The sequence below is a fragment of the Gilliamella sp. B2923 genome, from assembly GCF_026536565.1.
Taxonomy (GTDB): Bacteria; Pseudomonadota; Gammaproteobacteria; order Enterobacterales; family Orbaceae; genus Gilliamella.
Genome location: NZ_JAFNNZ010000003.1, coordinates 263729 through 283940 on the forward strand (window position 1 = coordinate 263729; position 20212 = coordinate 283940).

General features: G+C 35.3%; 14 protein-coding genes. 1 reads left to right on the forward strand and 13 read right to left on the reverse strand.

Translation table 11 applies throughout. The features are described 5' to 3' along the window. Position 1: 1 nt before the first annotated feature. The 13 genes from J3U42_RS05780 to J3U42_RS05840 all read right to left on the reverse strand — a co-directional run bounded on the left by J3U42_RS05780 (position 2) and on the right by J3U42_RS05840 (position 19227). The gene (locus tag J3U42_RS05780) at positions 2–2017 is read right to left on the reverse strand and encodes a BglG family transcription antiterminator (protein ID WP_324169857.1); all 2016 of its coding nucleotides are present in this window, start codon (positions 2015–2017) and stop codon (positions 2–4) included. Positions 2018–2179: 162 nt separating this feature from the next. Continuing rightward, a complete protein-coding gene (locus J3U42_RS05785) occupies positions 2180–2497 on the reverse strand; it encodes a PTS cellobiose transporter subunit IIB (protein WP_220219206.1) in 318 nt (105 codons plus the stop codon). Between the two features lie 24 nt (positions 2498–2521). Beyond that, entirely contained in the window at positions 2522–3952 is a 1431-nt protein-coding gene (locus J3U42_RS05790; protein ID WP_220219205.1) for a 6-phospho-beta-glucosidase, read from the reverse strand. A gap of 164 nt (positions 3953–4116) precedes the next feature. Further along, on the reverse strand, positions 4117–4401 hold the full coding sequence (locus J3U42_RS05795; protein ID WP_267335924.1) for a YciI family protein: 285 nt from the start codon (positions 4399–4401) through the stop codon (positions 4117–4119). A 122-nt stretch (positions 4402–4523) separates the two neighbouring features. Beyond that, positions 4524–4751 carry a ChaB family protein gene (locus J3U42_RS05800; RefSeq protein WP_065563083.1) on the reverse strand — a complete coding sequence of 76 codons (228 nt, stop codon included), beginning with the start codon at positions 4749–4751 and terminating at the stop codon, positions 4524–4526. Positions 4752–5178: 427 nt separating this feature from the next. After that, on the reverse strand, positions 5179–6174 hold the full coding sequence (locus J3U42_RS05805; RefSeq protein WP_267335925.1) for an MDR family oxidoreductase: 996 nt from the start codon (positions 6172–6174) through the stop codon (positions 5179–5181). 200 nt (positions 6175–6374) lie between these two features. Then, positions 6375–6980 carry a TetR/AcrR family transcriptional regulator gene (locus J3U42_RS05810; protein WP_267335926.1) on the reverse strand — a complete coding sequence of 202 codons (606 nt, stop codon included), beginning with the start codon at positions 6978–6980 and terminating at the stop codon, positions 6375–6377. A 207-nt stretch (positions 6981–7187) separates the two neighbouring features. Further along, entirely contained in the window at positions 7188–8429 is a 1242-nt protein-coding gene (sstT, locus tag J3U42_RS05815; protein WP_267328700.1) for a serine/threonine transporter SstT, read from the reverse strand. Positions 8430–8641: 212 nt separating this feature from the next. Beyond that, positions 8642–13156 (reverse strand): autotransporter outer membrane beta-barrel domain-containing protein, encoded by a 4515-nt coding sequence (locus J3U42_RS05820; protein ID WP_267335927.1) that lies wholly within the window; start codon positions 13154–13156, stop codon positions 8642–8644. A 616-nt stretch (positions 13157–13772) separates the two neighbouring features. Next, complete coding sequence (locus tag J3U42_RS05825) at positions 13773–15518, reverse strand: acetyl/propionyl/methylcrotonyl-CoA carboxylase subunit alpha (protein ID WP_267328698.1); 1746 nt, start codon at positions 15516–15518, stop codon at positions 13773–13775. Beyond that, positions 15511–17109 (reverse strand): 5-oxoprolinase/urea amidolyase family protein, encoded by a 1599-nt coding sequence (locus J3U42_RS05830; RefSeq protein ID WP_416380445.1) that lies wholly within the window; start codon positions 17107–17109, stop codon positions 15511–15513. The genes J3U42_RS05825 and J3U42_RS05830 overlap by 8 nt, the downstream gene beginning before the upstream one ends. 102 nt (positions 17110–17211) lie before the next feature. After that, on the reverse strand, positions 17212–17979 hold the full coding sequence (locus J3U42_RS05835; RefSeq protein ID WP_267335929.1) for a LamB/YcsF family protein: 768 nt from the start codon (positions 17977–17979) through the stop codon (positions 17212–17214). A gap of 9 nt (positions 17980–17988) precedes the next feature. After that, a complete protein-coding gene (locus J3U42_RS05840) occupies positions 17989–19227 on the reverse strand; it encodes an NRAMP family divalent metal transporter (RefSeq protein WP_220219196.1) in 1239 nt (412 codons plus the stop codon). A gap of 612 nt (positions 19228–19839) precedes the next feature. Between J3U42_RS05840 and J3U42_RS05845 the strand changes: the two genes are divergently transcribed. After that, positions 19840–20212: WGR domain-containing protein (locus J3U42_RS05845; RefSeq protein ID WP_267335930.1), on the forward strand; the 373-nt coding region annotated here is incomplete at its 3' end.

A 20212-nucleotide genomic window follows, 5' to 3' on the forward strand; every position in this document is an offset into this window, starting at 1 on the left:
ACTATGCCCCTTTTTCAATGAGTTGAATAAAAAGTTGTTTAAATTGGTCAAAATTTTGTGTCTTTAATAATTTTTCTTGCATTTGTTGATCATCAATCAAGTTAACGATGGCTTTAGTCATCATAGCTAGATTGGTATTTTGATAAATTGAAGGCGAAATCATAAATATGAAATGAATATTAGGATGATGTTCATCCCAACTTAGACCATTTGGTAAGACGGCGATGCCAATTTTAGATAACCGGCCTACAGCAATTGCCGGATGCGGAACGACAATAGTTGGACTAAAAAATATATCACCTAATGTCATACGATTTTCAATTTGCTTTATCATTTCTTGCCTGTAGCCACATGCTTCATTTACCGCCAACCGATCAAGTAATCGATTAAGTATCTGCTCTTTATTTTTAGCTTGATGACAACATATAAAGTAATCTGCCAATAAATCATCGACAATTTGTTCTATATGTACTAAATGTTCCGGTGTGCTGGTTGGATTAGATGTTGCAATTAGATCTTTACGTGCCGATATTTGCACTCTGCGTGATGCAAGATAGCGGCGAATTTGTTGTACATCTTGTTCGGTTAAAAAGACTGAAACGTGAAATACCGGAACTTTAAAAACTTTTGATGAGAGATCTACCGATGAAATAATAAAATCAATTTCATCAAGCATTTCTGGCTCTATTTCATAGTAACCGCGGGTAGCAACAATTTTAATACGTTCATCAAACTCGTTCTCAATCCGATTTTTGAGTAATTGCGCACTGCCTAAACCGGTAGCGCAAATAATCAATACTTTTGCTTTTTGTTCATTTTTGAGTTTTTCAATGGAAGCTAAAAAGTGCAGTGTTAAATACCCCCATTCATCATCATGAATGGTATAGCGAGCTAAATTACTCAATTGGCTAAGGTAGTGTTTTACCAGTTCAAAAAGCTCCGGCGAACTGGCTTTAATTTCATTTAGCAATGGATTTTCTAACTTAATTTTCTGCTCTAATCGGACTAACATTGGCTTTAAATGTTGAATTAGCCCTTTTTTTAACTGTTCATCTTTATAAAACAGATAACCGGTCTCTTGTTGAATCTTAATAAGTAAATTGCTAAGCGATAAATAGAGTTCTGAATCTAAATCTTGCTGAATTAAATTTGACTTACTCATTAAATGTAAAGTCAAATACATCTGCTCTTCTTTTGGAAATTGAAAACCGATAACCGTTTCAACCCTATCAATAATTTTTTTAGCAACTTGATATTCTAAGCTCTCTTTAGCTTTATCTGGCAGATCAAGATTTTGTATTGAAAGTCCTGATTGTAAACGTTTAATACTCAGTGACAGATGAAGTACGATGTTTTGCATCATAACATCAGATAATTTGATATTCGCTTCACGACATTCATCTAAGATGATAATGGTTAAGGTATCAAAGCAAATTGCATCACCAAACTTATTGAAATACGTTAAGCGTTGCAAAAAGTTAATCGACTCTTCATGAAAAAAATAGCTCATAATAAAGTGTCTTTTTGCTTTTTCGTCGCCTTCAACAGAAAGCAAAGATTTACTCTTTTTTATGGTAAGCTCAAAAGATTGGAGTTGATTTTTAATTTCTTGGATATCTTTATTTAACTGCGATGAACTAATAAATAATTGTTCGGATAAAGTCTCGATATCAATTTTTTGGCATTCTAATAAAAGCAGATTAAGAATATAGTGTCTTCTTTGACTCAATTCACGGTAATTTGATTGTTCCTCACTGCGATCTAACAAATGGTGTTCAATTAAAAATTGATTAAATGCAGTTCTATCTTTAATTTGCAGCTGGTAACCATAACCTTGCTTACTGATTATCAATCCACCATTTTTTTCAATGAGTGATTTAAGATCATTGAGATAAGTACGTACAGTTCGATCGGATAATGATAATTCACTTGCCAATGTAGCACTGCTCTTAAAAAGGTTTTTAGAACTAACTAATAAACTTATAAGATCACGTTGTTTATTTTTGATCATTATCATCCATACCTATAGTCACTAAAACGATATTATCAATAATATTGCAATTACTCTTATCGTTAAGATAAGTTCTCACATCCAGTAAGATAATCAGGCACTGCTATTAAACATCATCAAGACAGTGCCCAAATCCTATCATTAAACTGATAGGATAGTGACAAAGAATTATTTAAGATTTTCCTCTGTTAATTTAGCCAGTTGCTCAATACCTGATTGAATTGGTATATAAGCTTGGAAAGGAATGCTTACCACCGGCTTACCTGCTTCATCTCCCATTTTTTTAAATTTATCGAGCATCATCATCGTTTGGGGGCTAATTAAAAAGAGCGAAAAATCACTGTCTTTAATCATATTTCCACCTTCCGTGGCAGATACTGCGTCCAATACGATTTCTTTGCCTTGACTGGCAAAATATTCTGTTACTTTTTTAGCCATTAATGAGGAAGACATGCCTGCGGCACAAATAATTAACGCTTTTTTCATAGTTTCTCCTAAAAGAGTGATCCATTATAAGATTTCGCCGTTTGATTCAATGACTTTCTTGTACCATGCAAATGAATCTTTACGGCTACGTTTTAACGTTCCATTACCTTTATTATCTTTATCAACATAGATAAATCCGTAACGTTTTTCCATTTCGCCCGTTCCGGCTGATACTAAATCGATGCATCCCCATGGGGTATAGCCCATTAGATCCACGCCGTCTTCTTCCACCGCTAATTTCATTTGTTTAATGTGTTCACGTAAATATTCAATTCGATACGTATCATGGACACTACCGTCGGCTTCGACTTTATCATAAGCACCAAAACCATTTTCCACGATGAAAAGTGGCAAGTGATACATATCAGTTAGCCAGTTTAATGTGTAGCGCAAACCTTCCGGATCGATCTGCCAACCCCAATCAGATTTTTTAACGTATTGATTACCAATTAAATCGGTTTTTTCGTTATATTCATAGTTATCTGATTTTTTTCTAATCGCATTAGACATGTAATAACTAAAACCAATGTAATCGACTGTACCGTTTTCTAATACTTCGAGATCTTGGCTTGTCACGTCTAATTTAAAGCCTTTGCGTTGCCAGTATTTGATAATATGATTAGGATATTGACCATGAACATGAACATCAGTAAAGAAATACTTACGTTCCATGACTTTTTGAGCCATTAAGATATCACCTGGTTTACAGGTTTCCGGATAGATTGGAACAACGGCAATCATACAACCAATTTGAAAATCAGGATTGATAGCATGACCAATTTGGACAGCTTTTGCACTAGCGACCAATTCATAATGTGCTGCTTGATACATTATTTGTTCACGATCATCGCCAGCTTTATAGTAGATACCAGAGTTAGTAAACGGGGCAAAGTCTTCATCAAAATTGGCTTGATTATTGATTTCATTAAACGTCATCCAATATTTGACTTTATTTTTGTAACGATCAAAGCAGACCTCTGCAAAGCGCACAAAGAAATCAATTAATTTACGATTACGAAAACCACCATACTCCGTAACTAAATAGTAAGGTAATTCAAAATGTGAGAGGGTAACAACTGGTTCAATATTGTATTTTAAACATTCATCAAATAAATCATCATAAAATTTTAGGCCTTCTTCATTGGGTGCCAGTTCATCACCTTTAGGAAAAATTCGAGTCCATGCAATCGAAGTTCTAAAACATTTAAAACCCATTTCAGCAAATAGCTTAATATCTTCTTTATAATGATGATAAAAATCGATAGCTTCATGATTGGGATAATACTCACCTTCTATTATCCCTTCGGTAATTTTTCGATAACTTTTTGGGGAACCAACAGTCATGACATCAGCAACGCTGATACCTTTTCCTCCGGCTTGCCATGCGCCTTCTAATTGATGTGCAGCAACCGCACCACCCCATAAAAAATCCTTTGGTAAACCTTTATTATTCATGATCAAATACCTGTATTAAATGAGAGATTAAATTCAGTATAAAAGGAAAAAATTTGAATTACTAACCAACTTTTTCCGTATTGATCAGGAAAATATAAGCAAAGAAAATAGATGTAAAAGCGTGATGCTTAAAAAAATTAAATTGCGCTTACCGTAATTATTAACTAAATAAATTGTTCAAAACCAGTGGCATATTTGGACGGTACAAATTCGATAATATCGTACTGGGCAATTTGCTGAATATAAAACGGATCTTTTTGCATTATAGTTAACGCTTGTTCTTTATTCTCAGCACGACAAAGTATCACACCACCAGTACGTGGCACTTTTCGGCCTGAAGCAATAAAATGTCCCAATCGATAATTCTCTTCAAGGTAATCGATATGCTGCTGTAAAAATTTTTCAACTTCATTAATGGGTTTAATATAAGTGAGGGTGAATATAAACATAATAATTCTCCATATAAAAAACCAGCTTAATAGCTAGTTTTTATTGACTATTCATATTGTTAATAAACCCATATCTATAATAACTTAGTTGTGGACTTGATAGCATTTATAGTATTGAGTTTTTACTTGCGTTCCCATTGACCATTTTCATTTTTGCGGTAAACCTTTTCTACAGCTGACCACGCCACTCTAAATGCGATTTGCTCTGGCGAACTTTTATCTCGTCTTTTCTTGGGATCTTGGTACTCTTTTATGGCATTGTTAAAAGCTTCTTTAAAAATATCTTGAGCATGTTCGGGTAAAACATGGCGTACAGATTCGGGTAAATCATCTCGTGTTTGATAAGGCATATAACATTTCCTCTATAAATTAGTCATACATGAATGAAAATTTAAAAACGGTAAAAGTTAAAGCTGCTACAAAATCAAAATACGTTTAAAATTTAGTCTCTTTTTGGGAAGAATACAAGTTTTAATTTGCTTTGATTAATCACCCTATCTTTTTCATTTATCAACTAGCTCACCATTGCGATATTTTGGCTAAAAATAAGATCCAAATAGCTAACCATTAGTGTAATTAACAAAACTATCCAATTGAATAGTTGAAAATGTCCAACACATGCAAAGTAGCTAAATACTTGACAGTAAATAATTTAGCTACCCTGTTTTGCATGGGTGACGATTTTGCTAATCATTGAATGCCAACAAATCTAAATAAAAAATAAATTGCGGTCAATAACACAGCAAAAATCTGTATGAAGTTCAATATAAAGTTATTTTATTTGTTCACATCTACTACAAAACGACCTTTGGTTTGTCCTGCTATCATGTTCTGCGCAGTATCAACACACTCGTCTAAACGAATAGTATTGCCTATATGAGCCAAAATTTTATCATCTAAATACTGAGCTAATAAGTTCCATGCGGCAATACGATTATCATAACTTGCCATTACGCTGTCGATACCTGCCAATGTTATCCCGCGCAAAATAAAAGGTGCGACAGTTGCCGGGAAATCCATTCCTTGTGCTAGCCCACAACAGGCTACAATACCACCATATTGAGTTTGGGCACATACATTAGCTAAGGTATGAGAACCAACCACATCGACAACAGCTGACCACTGTTCTTTTTGTAGAGGTTTACCCGCCTCTTTCAACTGTTTACTATCAATAATATTGCTGGCACCAAGTTTGTGTAAATATTCTTTGTCAGTTAATTTACCTGTTGATGCAGTAACTTGATAACCCAATTTGCTTAATAAAGCTACCGCAACTGAGCCAACTCCGCCACTCGCCCCTGTCACAAGTACCGTTCCGCTTTGCGGTTTTATCCCAAAATCAACAATACGTTTTACACATAATGCAGCAGTATATCCGGCGGTGCCAATAATCATCGATTGATAGGGTGTGATATTTTGGGGTAATGGAATTAACCAATCTGATTTTAAGTAAGCATATTGCGCCAGACACCCCCAATGGGTTTCACCACATCCCCAACCATTTAAAATAACAGCATCACCAGCATGATAACGATCATTGCTAGATTCAATAACTGTACCGACACCATCAATACCCGGCACCATAGGCCATTGCCTAACAACAGGACTTTTATTGGTTAACGCCAAAGCATCTTTATAGTTAATACTTGAATATAGCACCTTAATCAAGGTATCGCCTTGTTGAGTAACAAGCAGTTGTTTATCAATTGTTTTTATAGAGGCCGAAAAACCGGTAGTATCATTTTTATCTAACAAAATAGCTTTAAATGACATGCTTACTCCTTATTACATATCTAAATGTAAAGTTGGTTCATTTGCTTAATTCATCAAGTTAAATATTGAACTAACCTGATGATTTTCCTCATAGACGATCGGTCTAGGAATTATAGACCGATCGTCTAGTAAAAGACAATACAGCAAAAACAATTTATTTCACATAGCGATAGAAATAAACATAACATTCAAAAGATGTATTAAGAAATTATTTTATTTAGAAAAAGCTCTATAAAAAGATCGAGTGGTGTTGAGTTTTTGACCAATTTACTACGCGTTACTGCCCCTTCCCAACCAATCCAAAAAAAAGCGGCCAGTGCTTTACAATCAGTATGAGTATTAATTTCTCCTGATTGCTGGGCAAGTAATAAACAATTTTCAATCTTAGTTTGCCAGCTTTGTAAGATTTGCTCCAACAGCAAAGCATAACCACCGGGAAGTAATGATTCTTCTTGAATCAGTTCACCAATCAAACAGCCTCGATTAAAATCATATTTTTCCATTCCCTTTTTAGCATCTTCATAAAAGGCATGAATTCTTGCTAATGGGGAGTTAATTGACATATTTGTTAAATGTTTATCTAATTTATGAACAAAAAAGCTATCATAACTGGCTATTATCGTCCGTCCAAATTCTTCTTTACTTTTGAAGTAATAATAGAAAGATCCTTTGGGAACACCGACTTGTTTTAAGATACTTTCAATATTTGATGAAACATAACCGTAAGTTGTCATCATCTCGACACCGCTTCGAATCAATGCCGCTTTTGTTCCATTTTCTTTTTTTGTGGTTGATTGAAATGACATGACAAATAAGATCCACTATCAATAATAATCTTGCGCTCAATAATAAATAGTCACTTTCGCAAAAGCAATGAGTTTATTTATTACCATAAATTGAAGAAGAATTTTGAGTAAAGTTATTACAATGATAATGTTGATAAACTCTTAAATTAAAGATTGAATGATACTAAAAATGCATTTCAAAATCATTCAATCTTATTAATTGTGATACTATTTTTCGGCGACTTTTTTATTTTTTGATGCTTCTGATACTGCACCAATAAAAACTACATCGCTTGAAGAATTCAGTGCGGTTTCAACCGAGTCTTGAATAACACCAATTGCAAAACCGATAGTGATAACTTTGAGAGATATATCGTTTGGTATACCGAACATACTACAAGCGACCGGAATCAACAATAATGACCCACCCGCTACACCAGATGCGCCACAAGCACAAATTGCAGCAACAATACACAGCAATACCGCTGAATAAGTATCAACATGAATGTAAGGCATTGAATTAACAGTTGCTAAAGTCAAAACTGTAATGGTTATTGCAGCGCCTGACATATTGATTGCAGCTCCCAAAGGCACGGCTACTGAATAGGTATCTTCATCCACTTTTAAACGTTTACAAATTTCAATATTAACCGGAATATTTGCCGCAGAGCTACGGGTAAAAAATGCAGGTATTGCACTTTCTTTTAATGATGTAAAGACCAATGGGTAAGGGTTTTTACGCATGACTAAGAATGCTAAAAGTGGATTAATCACCAACGCAACAATAAACATACATGATAAAAGCACAATTAATAAATGCGCATATTTATATAACTCACCAAAACCATCTTTTGCCAATGTGGAAGAGATTAATCCAAACACACCTAAAGGTGCAAAACGAATAATAATTCTGACAATAAATGAAATGGCATATGAGAGATCATTCATCATGATTTTTGTTGATTCACTTGCATGTCTTAATGCAAATCCAATACCGACGCCCCAAATGATTAAACCAATATAATTTGCATTAGCAAGCGCATTAACCGGATTATCTATCATTTTATCTAACAAAGTTATTAAAACATCTTTGATGCCACTAGGAGGCTTTAATTTAATTTGCTCAATGTCATTACCTAATGTGATTTGAGACGGAAATAAAAAGCTTGCTAAAGTAGCTAATAGCGCAGCAAATATCATTCCGGCTAAATAGAGTGATAAAAGTATCCCCATATTCGCTTTTTTGCCATGTTGATGGTTTGATATTGAAGCGATAACTAAAGTCAATACCAATATTGGCGCAACTGATTGTAACGCATTAATGAAAAGCCCACCGAGTAACGACATGTTTAAGGCAGTATCTTTGGAAAAAAAAGCCAGTGTTATACCTAAAATCAGGCCCAATAAGATTTGAGGAATCAACCCTACTTTAAAGTAAAAACGTATCAAAGGATTGGTTGAGTGAGTCATGGTATTTCCCTATTTTTCTAACATGAAGCTCAAACCTTAACACAAATAAGATATAAACTTGTAGAAAAAAAATTTATCATAATCTTTTTTTATATATAACTTTGGTTAATTATTAAGATTAATTACCTTAAATATGGATCAATAAAAAAACCGATACCTTAATTATATAAAGTATCGGTCAGTTAGATTAAAAACTTAGCTTGCTAGTTATGTTACCAGTTAGCTCTAATACCTATTGAACCATTAATTGGCGCTTTCACATTTGCATCACCACTATTAGACCAAATATGACCAATTTCCGTATAGGCACTGACATCACGATTAAACTCATAACTTCCACCTATAGCAAGTTCTGTACTGGTGTAACCGGCACCACTATTAAACTTAGTAGCAACACTTGGACTTTCAAACGTTACACGATCAGCCCCATCGGGTGAATAGTATAAATTTATACGAGCATAAGGACGCAACGTTCCAGATTCTGTCTGAAAATGATTTTCAAGTCGCGCACCCACTCGAAAAAGCCAAGAATTGTTATGACTTTGTTTAACGGTAGTGTTACCACTGATATGACTATTATTAATATCTAGCCATTGATGAATAATTTGTAATTGAGGTTCAATTCGCCAATCATAATAATTCAAATCAAATGGTTTACCTGCTTCAGCAGAAACACTTATACCGTAACCTTTTTCAGAGCTGTTCTTGTTGCTATTTGGTTTGATGTCAACTTTATGACGACCGCCTTGTAAGACCAAATCTAAATATGTTCCGTCATCATCCATGTAGTTACCATACGCACCTAAGAAATAGGAATTTAATTTATTCTTGCCTGCATGACCGTTAATAGTACTAGCAAAACCATTTATATCTAAACTACCATGTAAAAATCCGAAATATCCCCCAGCTCGCCAATAACTATTTTCATCTTTCCAAATATCACTACCAACTTGTAAACCGGCGTAATTGCCTTTACTATGCGAATTTGCTATGCCGTTTTGTTTTATATCAGTTCTCTCAGTGATAATTCGCCCCCAACTAATACGAGAATCCCCTAATAAGGTATTACCTATACGTTGATGCATGTTCGCTTGCATAATCAAATCAGCTTGGCGTAATTGTGCAGCAACAGCTGCAAACATTGGCACTTCCTTACGATAAGCAACCTTGCTCGGTGAAACCGGGTTAATCGGTGGTTCTGGTTTATCCGGATTAACCGGTGGTTCTGGTTTATCTGGATTTACTGGTGGGTTTGGTTTATCTGGGTTTACTGGGTTAACTGGATTCACCGGGTCAACTGGATTTACCGGGTTAACTGGATTTACTGGATTTACTGGATTTACTGGATTAGTTGGATTGGTTGGATTGGTTGGATTGGTTGGTTTGTAAGAACGTAAATACCAATTGTTATTTTCTTGATTAATATCACCTTTATGTAAATAGTATTCATAAGCGCCGACATCTAAATGTGTCCCATCTAAATTAAAAGCATCGTTCGAACTCACTCCATTTACATTGACAATTTCAATACCATTAGTTGTGCCTGTATCTGCACCTAATCCACCAATATTGGTTATTTTAACTAATGTGTTTCCTGAAGCATTTCCACCAATTATTAGCTTATCGGTTAAGCTATTACTATCTTGTACCACTGTATCAAGCAAAAGCTGTCCATTATTACCAATATAATTACCTGTTATAGTAAGATTATCGCCAGTATAGTTATTATTCAGCGCGATAGTACCACTATTATAAACATCGCCACTTACTGTAGCTTGATGTAACGTTGGGACAAAATCTAAAATAGAGTTCGAACTTAGTGTAAGTTTATCAGTATTTAAATTACCAGTTAATGATAATCTGCCGTTTGTACCAACATTAATATTTTCCCAATCAAGAATCGCTATATCGCCACGGCTACCTGCTGAATCAGAAGATCCTGTCAGATGAGTGCTAAAGTTAAGTATATCTATTTCATTTGATGAACCAGCTCGAATATATTGATGCCCACCATCAATCTTGGTTAATTCTGAGATATCTGAGCCTTCATTGATATTAAGCGTATCATTACCCGTTCCTAGCAAAATTTTACCGCTAACTCTAGAACCATTATTAAGATTAATTATAGAATTGGTAACTTCATTTTTTATCGCTGTCCCAAGAACTGAATAAACATTAGCGCCATTGTTAAGGTTAATATTGGTTGTTGTATCCGATTTACCTGTTGTATAGATACCCGCATCGAGATTATTGGCAGCATCTGTCCCATTTGCATATACATTACCATTAATATTAATATTTGTTGAACCTAACCCATTGTTATTAATCTTAATGCCATTGTTTTTACCATAAATTACACCAGCTTTTTGATCAACCTCGATATCATGACTCAAGTTACTGTGAGTTATAACGATACCTGACTCATCTTGACCGATGACGACTCCGCTATGTGCAATAAATTTAGTTTGACCTAATCCTGAGTTTTCAAGTTCTATACCATTTTTTTTTCCTTTGATTAACTCAGTTCCTGTTTGAGAAACTAGCAAGTCAGTTGTATTATTCTGATTTGAAACATAAATTGCATCATCTTGCTCGCCTTCAACTCTATTCGCAATGGCAACTACGGTTTGAGCCGATCCTTTATTAATCAGATTAATACCTTTGCTATGACCTTTTATATAACTATTACTTAAGGTCTCCAGATGTAATTGACCCGTAGTTATATCATTCTCCACAACAATCGCATCAGCATTTTTACCTATAATATTACCGGCCAGAGACAGAGAAGTAGTAGAAATGCCCTTGTTAGTAAAATTTAGTCCATTATAATAACCAGAAATCGTACCAGACTGTTGCTCATAAGATAGATTAAGACTGTTGGCTGCATTTACAACAGACATACCATGTTGCTGAATACTTTCAATGACACCCGATGTTGATATCTGGGTTGAGCCAGTGCCTCCATTTATAAGTGAAACACCATTTAACATACCGGTGACAATACCAGACGCTTGTATAAAGATTAATTTATTAGCTTCAATGCCATTTTGGACTATTAAACCTTCATTTACTTGACCAGTGATATTACCAAATAAGTTAATATTAGTATTACCTGTCCCACTATTATGAAGGTTAACACCTCTTAATCTACCAGTAATATTACCGGAAGGTTGAATAAAATTTAAATCCCCTGTTTTGTCAGCGTTTACTGCCACGATACCATCGTTTGAAGCGCCAATAACTTCCTTAGAAATCTCAAGTGAAGTGATACTACCTTGACCATTATTGACTAGATTTATACCATTTAGGTTACCATGAATTTTACCATTCGACTGAATAATAGATACACCATTCAAGGTTTGACTACTGTTGATAACTTTAATTCCGTCGTTTTGCTCTCCCTCAACAGTTCCTGAAGTTGAGATAAAAGTTGATTTTGTTCCATTATTAAGGATATTTATGCCATTATTATGACCTTTGATCGAGCCTGATGTTTGATTTAATCTTATATTACCGGAATTTGCCGCATTTTGAGCAATAATACCGTCTTGCTGCTCGCCTTGGATACTATTTTTCGTTAAAATGCCAATATCGCCATTACCATTATTCAATAAATTAAGTCCGTTTACATGACCGAAAATACTACCACTCAATTGTTTTAAAGACATAGCCGTTGTAGTATTAGCCTGATTTTTCGCTACAATACCATCTATTTGCTCGCCTGTTACCGAACCAGAAATTGTTATATCGCTAGCTCCCAGGCCATTATTCATAATATTTATACCGTTATTATGACCTTTAATTACAGAATCAACCATTTGTGTTAGAAAAACATCTGAGGCTGTACTAGCCGACTCTGAATAAATAGCATCCATATTACGTCCTTCAACATTACCGGCAATAGTGATATCGGTTTGTTGATTACCATTATTATACGTTGCTAAACCATAACTTTGACCACTTACATTACTATCGTCATATTGATTGATTGTAATATTTTTACTGCCTGTGTTATTTTTTACAAATATACCTTCATTACTTAAACCATTTACTTTACCCGAAACAATAATTTCGGATATGCCTTGGCTGTGATTTTCAACACTTATCCCACGATTATGACCTTCAATATTACCATTTGACTGATTAACCGTCACATCAGATGCTTGATTGCCATTGAGTACAGATATACCATTATCTTGATTACCCACAACTGTACCTGAAGTATTAATGATTGTTGAACCTCTACCGTTATTAGTTGCCGCTATACCGGATTTACTTCCTCTCGATTCACCATTAACTAATTGAGTTATTTTGATATCTTGTGAATTACTACTATTTTGGGCATTAATCCCATCCCCTCCGTTACCAAATATTTTCCCCAGCGTATTGATAGTCAAAATACCATTGCCTTGGTGAATAATCTCGACTCCATTTTGACTACCTGTAATAGAGCCATTAGATTGAATAAAAGTAAAATTTGTGACATTAGAAGGGACTGTATTTTCATATCCATTGCCGTTGGTATTATTTACATCACCTGTACATGCCTGATTATTTGGATCATTAGTTATACATTGAGCAAAACTTGGGTTGGTCATCGCTAATGTAATGCTTGTTGTAGTAATGAAATTAAGTAAAAAAGCTTTGCTTTTAGATTTTGCCTTCCCTGAATTGTCAACAGCACATTGACAACGTGCGCTCCAAATTAACTTATTTATTTTATTCATATTCCCTCTCACTGAATCTTATATTGGTTATGATCCAATTTTTAATTTAAAAACATGAAAAACTGAATTAATTGAATTTTTTGAATAATGTGATCCCTTTAATTTCAAAATAAATACTGGATTTATTTTTTAAGTCACTTGGATAACACGTATATAGATAAAACAATCATTACTTTATTGATAAACAAAGCTCAAAATCATTTATAAACATTAAAGATGGAAAAAAGAAAAGCTAATGACAGTCCAGCAAATAACGGGGGAACTAAACATTTTAAAAGATGAACTATCGGTTAATATTTGTACCATATACCGATAAAAACCGCAATAGAATTATAAAAATTTACATATGATTGTGTAAATTTCGTTTTAATAAACGTGAAAGATCCTATATTTAATTAAACTAGAATATTAAATAAAGATTAATTTAACTTATCGTTGAGCTGAAATAAGCTAACCTGTATGTTTCACTATACCAAGGTTAAAACAGACAATTAGTGACTTTTTATTAAGAATAAAAGGGAGAAAAATTGGCATGAAATGAACTCTCATGCCGATAATTAAAACAAGAAATTATTATAATTATTATTGTCGTCGCTAAACAAACTATTAATAAAAATTAATCAATCTGAGCAATCTTACAGTCAGCGTTAATATACTCACCTTCTTTGATTGCTTGTTTTAAAGTTCCTGAACGATGAGCAATAACGGTTACTTCCATTTTCATTGCTTCCATTATAGCAATAACTTCGCCTTCATTAACAATTTGCCCATCCTCAACGACCCATTTAAATAAGTTTCCTGAAACAGGTGATACCACAATAATATTGTTATACTTTACATCTAAATGCTCAGAACTGGCAATAGTTGCATTAGTTTGAAATGATAAGCCTGTTAGCAATTTTGATGGTAACCCCAGTTTACAGCGTTTGCCATCAATTTCTATAAAGGTATGCGTTATACTTTCTTCATTTTGCGGGATTTGTCTTTTAGCCGGTTGAATTTCATTATTAAACTCAGTTTCAATCCAACGAGTGTGTACATTAAATTGTTGGCAAAAATCTGGATGTTCAATGACCGCCTGATGAAAAGGCAACACTGAAGCCACTCCCTCTATGTTAAACTCAGTCAAAGCTCGACGTGCTCGCGCAATTGCTTGCTTACGATCATTCCCAGTAATAATAAGTTTAGCCATTAAAGAGTCGAAAGTAGCAGGAATCGTTGAACCTGTTTTAACACCACTATCTAAACGTACTCCAGGACCAGATGGCGGTTCAAATAGGCTTATCATACCTGAAGTAGGTAAAAAACCGTTACCCGCATCTTCAGCATTTATTCGGAATTCAATTGCGTGTGACCGGGGCTTCGGTGTTTGATTTATACTCAGCGGTAAACCTTGTGCGATGCGTAGTTGCTCAACAACGAGATCAACACCTGTCGTTTCTTCAGTTACAGGGTGTTCAACTTGTAAGCGCGTATTTACTTCTAAAAATGATAATTTACCTGACTGGCTTAATAAAAATTCGACAGTACCCGCTCCGACATAATTAGCTTTGACACAAATGTCTTTCGAAGCTTTAATAATTTGTTGCTCAAGTTGTTCAGTAATAAAAGGTGCAGGAGACTCTTCAATAAGTTTTTGATTACGTCTTTGCAATGAACAATCTCGTGTACCAACGACAACAACATTACCCAATGTATCAGCAAGTATCTGAGCTTCGATATGTCGAGGGTGATATAGAAATTGTTCTAAAAAACACTCTCCTCGGCCAAATGCAGCTGTCGCTTCACGTACCGCTGAGTGATAAAGCTCTTCAACTTCTTCAATTTGCCATGCAACTTTTAACCCGCGACCACCACCGCCAAAAGCAGCTTTGATCGCAATAGGTAATCCAAACTCTTGAGCAAACGCTAATACTTCTTTTACATCTTTAACTGGTTGCTTGGTGCCAGAAACTAACGGAGCACCAACAGATAGGGCTATTTGCCTTGCCTGAACTTTATCACCGAGCATTTCAATTGTTTCAGGATTTGGCCCAATCCATATTAATCCAGCTGCTTGTACCGCTTTGGCAAATTCGGCTCGTTCGGATAAAAAACCATATCCGGGATGCACCATAGTTGCACCGGATTTTTTAGCGATAGTAATTATTTTGTCAATGTTTAAATAACTTTCACTGGGTAAAGTCCCGGATAAACCATAAGCTTCATCTGCCATTTGGACATGTAATGAATCTATATCATTATCAGCATAAATAGCAATCGACTTAAAGCCCAAATCTCGACACGCACGAATAATACGAGTCGCGATTTCACCACGATTAGCAATTAACACTTTATGTGTGATTTTTTTGTAATCAGACATGATCAGAACAACTCCCAATAAATTCTTTAAACATTCCAATAGGATTAAATTTTATTTTAGCATTAACAGGAATTTGACCTGCTAAGTCTAAATGATAATTACAAACTGCACCAATGACGGGATAACCTCCTGTCAATGGATGATCATTCAAAAATAGAACTGGCTGGCCATTAGCTGGAATCTGAATTGCGCCAATACAAGTCCCTTCGCTTGGTAATTCTTGCTGGATTTTACGACTCAATGGCTCTTCACCTAATAATCGTAGCCCAATACGATTAGATGCCGGCGTAACATGCCATAGCTGTGAACAAAGCTTTGTTATCGCCTGTTGAGTAAACCAGTCAGTACGAGGGCCTAATACAATATCTAATTCAACCACATCATCTGAACTAGGATAATTAACTAAAGGTAATTGAGTTAATGATACAGCATTTAATCGTTTTTTGTGTCTAAGTGCTAAATATTGATTATTTTTCAGTGGTGAAGGTCCCACTTGTGCCAACGTGTCATATGAACAACTGGTTAGAACAGGGGCTATTTCAAATCCACCACGTACAGCAAAATAACTACGGACCCCACATTGACAATTTCCTAGCTCAATAATATCCCCTTTTTCTAATTGAATCGGCTCATACATTCTTGTGTGATATTTTTCTTGCTTAGCGGTAGTAATAGTAATGTCACATGTAGCACCAGTTACAGCAACTAGCATGGCGCTGTTTATCTGTGCCTTAAATCCACCTTGAGTGATTTCTAAAGCCGGAGTGTTGATTGAATTACCGACTACTCGATTCACGCAATGTAGCGCACTTTTATCCATAGCTCCGGACTCGGAAATGCCTAATGCTGCTTGACCAATTCGACCATCATCTTGCCATAATGTTTGTAAGCCAGTCTGTAGAATTTTAATATCGTGTTGTAGATGATCGGTTTCTTCGACTTTTTTAGATATCGGTAATGAGTATATTTTCCCAGATTTACTGGCATCAATAAAATTAACTCGACTACCGGGCTTTAGTAATGCAGGTTCTTTTCGATGTAGATCCCATACCGCAACATGAGTAATTCCAATTAATTGCCACCCACCAGGACTAGTCTTTGGATAAATACTGCTAAATTCTCCCGCTAAGGCTACCGAACCAGCTGGAATGCGGATACGTGGCGATTGGCGACGTGGCACATTAAGATTAGCACCTTTTGATACCATATAAGCAAAACCAGGCGCAAAGCCACAAAAAGCGACTTGATATTCATGCTCAGTGTGTCGCTCAATAACGTCACTAATCGTGATACCTAAATAATTAGCAACGTCCGCTAAATCCTCGCCTTGATACTGTACAGGTATAGTAATTAACTCACCTGAAGGCATGACTCCCGCTGAAATATCAAGTTTTGCAACATGTTTGGCAATTGTAGAGGCATTTGTAAGAACAGGATTGAAACGAATCAATATCGTTCTCGCTGCTGGCACAATTTCTTCGATATGCCATTGTTTGAACATATTATGCAATAGATCAGTTAACGCCATTGTTTGTTCAAGGCTATTTAGTTCTACCATTAGTGCATCTAAATTAACCGGTAAAAAACGCATCATACACTCCTAGTGCCTAAAACTGAAAATCCATCAATAATTAAAAGCCAAAATATATAAGGTCGCAGTTGAGATACCTTAAGGAATCTAACCATAAATAATCTAAACAAACGAAGAAACAGTTATACCATTTTGTTGAAATTTATCACGAACACTTTGCGCTATCGCTAACGCAGCAGGACTATCGCCATGAACACAAATCGAACTGGCATCAATCGAAACAAATTTTCCCTCAATTGACATCAGACTGCCTTCATTCACCAATTGTAACATACGTTCGGCTACTAATTGAGGGTTATGCAATACTGCATTTTCTTCATGGCGAGAAACTAAAGTTCCATTAGCATGATATGCACGATCAGCAAACGCTTCTGCTACAACATTTAAACCTTTTTCCTTTGCCCAATTAATAAGTGGAGATCCAGCCAGAGCCACCAGAACAAGATTAGCATCAAGTGAACAAATAGCATCAATGACAGCCATTGCCTGACGCTTATCATGCGCCATAGTATTATACAATGCCCCATGGGGTTTTACATAGTCAACGCTGGCACCAATTGAAGTTGCTAATCCTTTAAGCGCACCAATTTGATAAATCACATCAGCGGTTAATTCGTCTGATGCGATATCCATATTACGCCGACCAAACCCGACTAAATCAGGATAAGCGACATGTGCACCGATCTTAACATTATTGGCTTTAGCAGCTTTAAGCGTCTTCAAAATTCCTTCCGGGGATCCTGCATGAAAACCACATGCTACATTGGCACTACTGACAATTTTGAGTATCGCTTCATCATTACCCATTTTCCATTGACCAAAACTCTCACCAAGATCACTATTTAAATCTATCAATTTATTAACTGGCATGCTGATCCTTTATTTTAAATAATTAAAGATAGTTACAACTGACATTGCGCCCATATACCAAGTCATAATACAAACAATTAAACCAGACCATAATAACCATCTAGGATAATGATAGCCAGACATAAGATCGGATCGTTTCCAACCAATATAAATAAATATTGTTAAGCCTAGTGGTAAGACTAAACCATTAAAACCACCGGCAAAAACCAATAGTGCAACAGGTGCAGTGCCCATTATTAAATAAACAGCCAAAGAGCTGATAATAAATACAATGGTAGCCATTTGACGTTGTTTTTTCGTAATGTTACGTTTAAACGGTGTGATAAATGTCATTGAAGTATAAGCTGCTCCAATAATACTGGTTAATGCCGCAGCCCATAGTATTAAACCAAAAATACGCAAACCAAGCTCACCTAAAGCAGCTTGAAAAGCCTGCGATGCAGGATTGGCAGCGTAACTTGAAATATCGATTGTCACCCCACTTGCCACAACGCCTAAAATTGCTAAAAACAAAATGTAACGCATAATGCCAACAACAATTATACCTCGGGTTGCCGCCGTCGATACTGGCTTAATATTATGCACACCACCCATATTTTTATCCAACAAACGATGTGCGCCGGCATAAGAAATATAACCCCCGACAGTACCACCTACAATGGTTGTAATCGATGCAAAATCAATATTACTAGGAAAGACTGTTTGCGTTAAAGCTTGCCCGATTGGCGGATGCGCTGCAAAGAGCACAAATAATGTTAAGCCAATCATTAATAATCCTAAACCTATCATTAATCGATCAATAAAATGACTGGCCTTACTTGATGAAAAGATATAAACAGCCAATAAAGCACTTATTGCCCCACCCCATTTAGGATCAAGACCAACCAGTGCATTTAAGCCAAGACCTGCTCCAGCGATGTTACCAATATTAAAAACCAAGCCACCAAATATCACCAACACAGCCAATAGGTAACCACTACCGGGAATTGTCGCGTTAGCAATATCTGAAGAGTACATTTTAGTTAACGATACGACTCGCCAAATATTTTGTTGCACAACAAAATCAATAATAATTGATGCCAAAATTCCGAATCCAAAAGCACTACCTAATGTTACGGTAAAAGTGGCGGTTTGCGTGATAAAACCAGGGCCTATAGCCGAGGTTGCCATTAAAAAAATAGCACTGATTAAAGAAGCCCGACGATTTTTTACAAAAGCGGCTGCACTATGGCTATTTTGATTTTCCATATGCCTGTTCCTTCTATAGTTGCTTTGCTTGTTAACAAATAATTGCAATTACCATACCATAGTTATCGCCAATAACTATGAAAATGGTTAACAATGAGTATTGATATAAATTATTAACCACATTGAAGGAATTAACAGCATTTATTAGCTAAAAAACATTCCAAACACTCAATGAAAGCCTACAAAACAGTTTAATTGTATCCATGAAAAGCGGTAATAAATATCATTATTTAAATTTTGGTGCAATATTGCTTGTAGAAAGTGCAAAGTAATTTTTTATAACTTTACTCATCCGAAAAGTTATTATAGAAACTTCCATCAAAAAAACCAGTTTCGAATGTTCATATATTGAAAATTAATAGATAAAATTAATTCAACTATCATTTTTATAATCACTATTCAGAAAGGCTTACACACCCCTAAAATACTAGAAAGAGACATGATGTGTAATTAATCCAAAAACTCATCTCATTTCTTCTAAGTGTTTCCAGGAGACCTCGAAAATAATGGTCGTTTTTATAATCAAAATTTTATACACTCAAAAAGTTGTATTAATGACTATTTATATATCTATAAGAACTAAACAAAAATTATAATTAAGGAATATGGGAAATGAAGCATTATTTAGAGTTTAAAGATACCTTGTCGAATAAATTTTGGTATATCACCCAACAAGACGAATCACTAACAATCGTATTTGGTAAGATAGGGACAAAAGGACAAACACAAGTTAAAACGTTTTCTTCGCCTTACGATGCGGAAAAAGAAGCCAACAAACTGATCAAATCGAAAATCAAAAAGGGCTATGAGGAAAAAGCGATCCCACCAACGCTTGAACAATCAACCTGCACAGAAAAAACAATCATCAAAATGCCTGATGCCCCAAAACCGAAATATCATCCAAAACCCATTCCACCCAAAGATGTGATTGATGATGGTGAAAAAAAACCGTGGAGGAATCTTGTAGCATTTGATTTTGAAGAGT

What these genes read in the sequence shown, in the direction of transcription:
- J3U42_RS05780 (WP_324169857.1), bottom strand. Translation starts at nt 2,017, where the DNA reads ATGATAATGATCAAAAATAAACAACGTGATCTTATAAGTTTATTAGTT.
- J3U42_RS05785 (WP_220219206.1), bottom strand. Translation starts at nt 2,497, where the DNA reads ATGAAAAAAGCGTTAATTATTTGTGCCGCAGGCATGTCTTCCTCATTA.
- J3U42_RS05790 (WP_220219205.1), bottom strand. Translation starts at nt 3,952, where the DNA reads ATGAATAATAAAGGTTTACCAAAGGATTTTTTATGGGGTGGTGCGGTT.
- J3U42_RS05795 (WP_267335924.1), bottom strand. Translation starts at nt 4,401, where the DNA reads ATGTTTATATTCACCCTCACTTATATTAAACCCATTAATGAAGTTGAA.
- J3U42_RS05800 (WP_065563083.1), bottom strand. Translation starts at nt 4,751, where the DNA reads ATGCCTTATCAAACACGAGATGATTTACCCGAATCTGTACGCCATGTT.
- J3U42_RS05805 (WP_267335925.1), bottom strand. Translation starts at nt 6,174, where the DNA reads ATGTCATTTAAAGCTATTTTGTTAGATAAAAATGATACTACCGGTTTT.
- J3U42_RS05810 (WP_267335926.1), bottom strand. Translation starts at nt 6,980, where the DNA reads ATGTCATTTCAATCAACCACAAAAAAAGAAAATGGAACAAAAGCGGCA.
- sstT (WP_267328700.1), bottom strand. Translation starts at nt 8,429, where the DNA reads ATGACTCACTCAACCAATCCTTTGATACGTTTTTACTTTAAAGTAGGG.
- J3U42_RS05820 (WP_267335927.1), bottom strand. Translation starts at nt 13,156, where the DNA reads ATGAATAAAATAAATAAGTTAATTTGGAGCGCACGTTGTCAATGTGCT.
- J3U42_RS05825 (WP_267328698.1), bottom strand. Translation starts at nt 15,518, where the DNA reads ATGTCTGATTACAAAAAAATCACACATAAAGTGTTAATTGCTAATCGT.
- J3U42_RS05830 (WP_416380445.1), bottom strand. Translation starts at nt 17,109, where the DNA reads ATGCGTTTTTTACCGGTTAATTTAGATGCACTAATGGTAGAACTAAAT.
- J3U42_RS05835 (WP_267335929.1), bottom strand. Translation starts at nt 17,979, where the DNA reads ATGCCAGTTAATAAATTGATAGATTTAAATAGTGATCTTGGTGAGAGT.
- J3U42_RS05840 (WP_220219196.1), bottom strand. Translation starts at nt 19,227, where the DNA reads ATGGAAAATCAAAATAGCCATAGTGCAGCCGCTTTTGTAAAAAATCGT.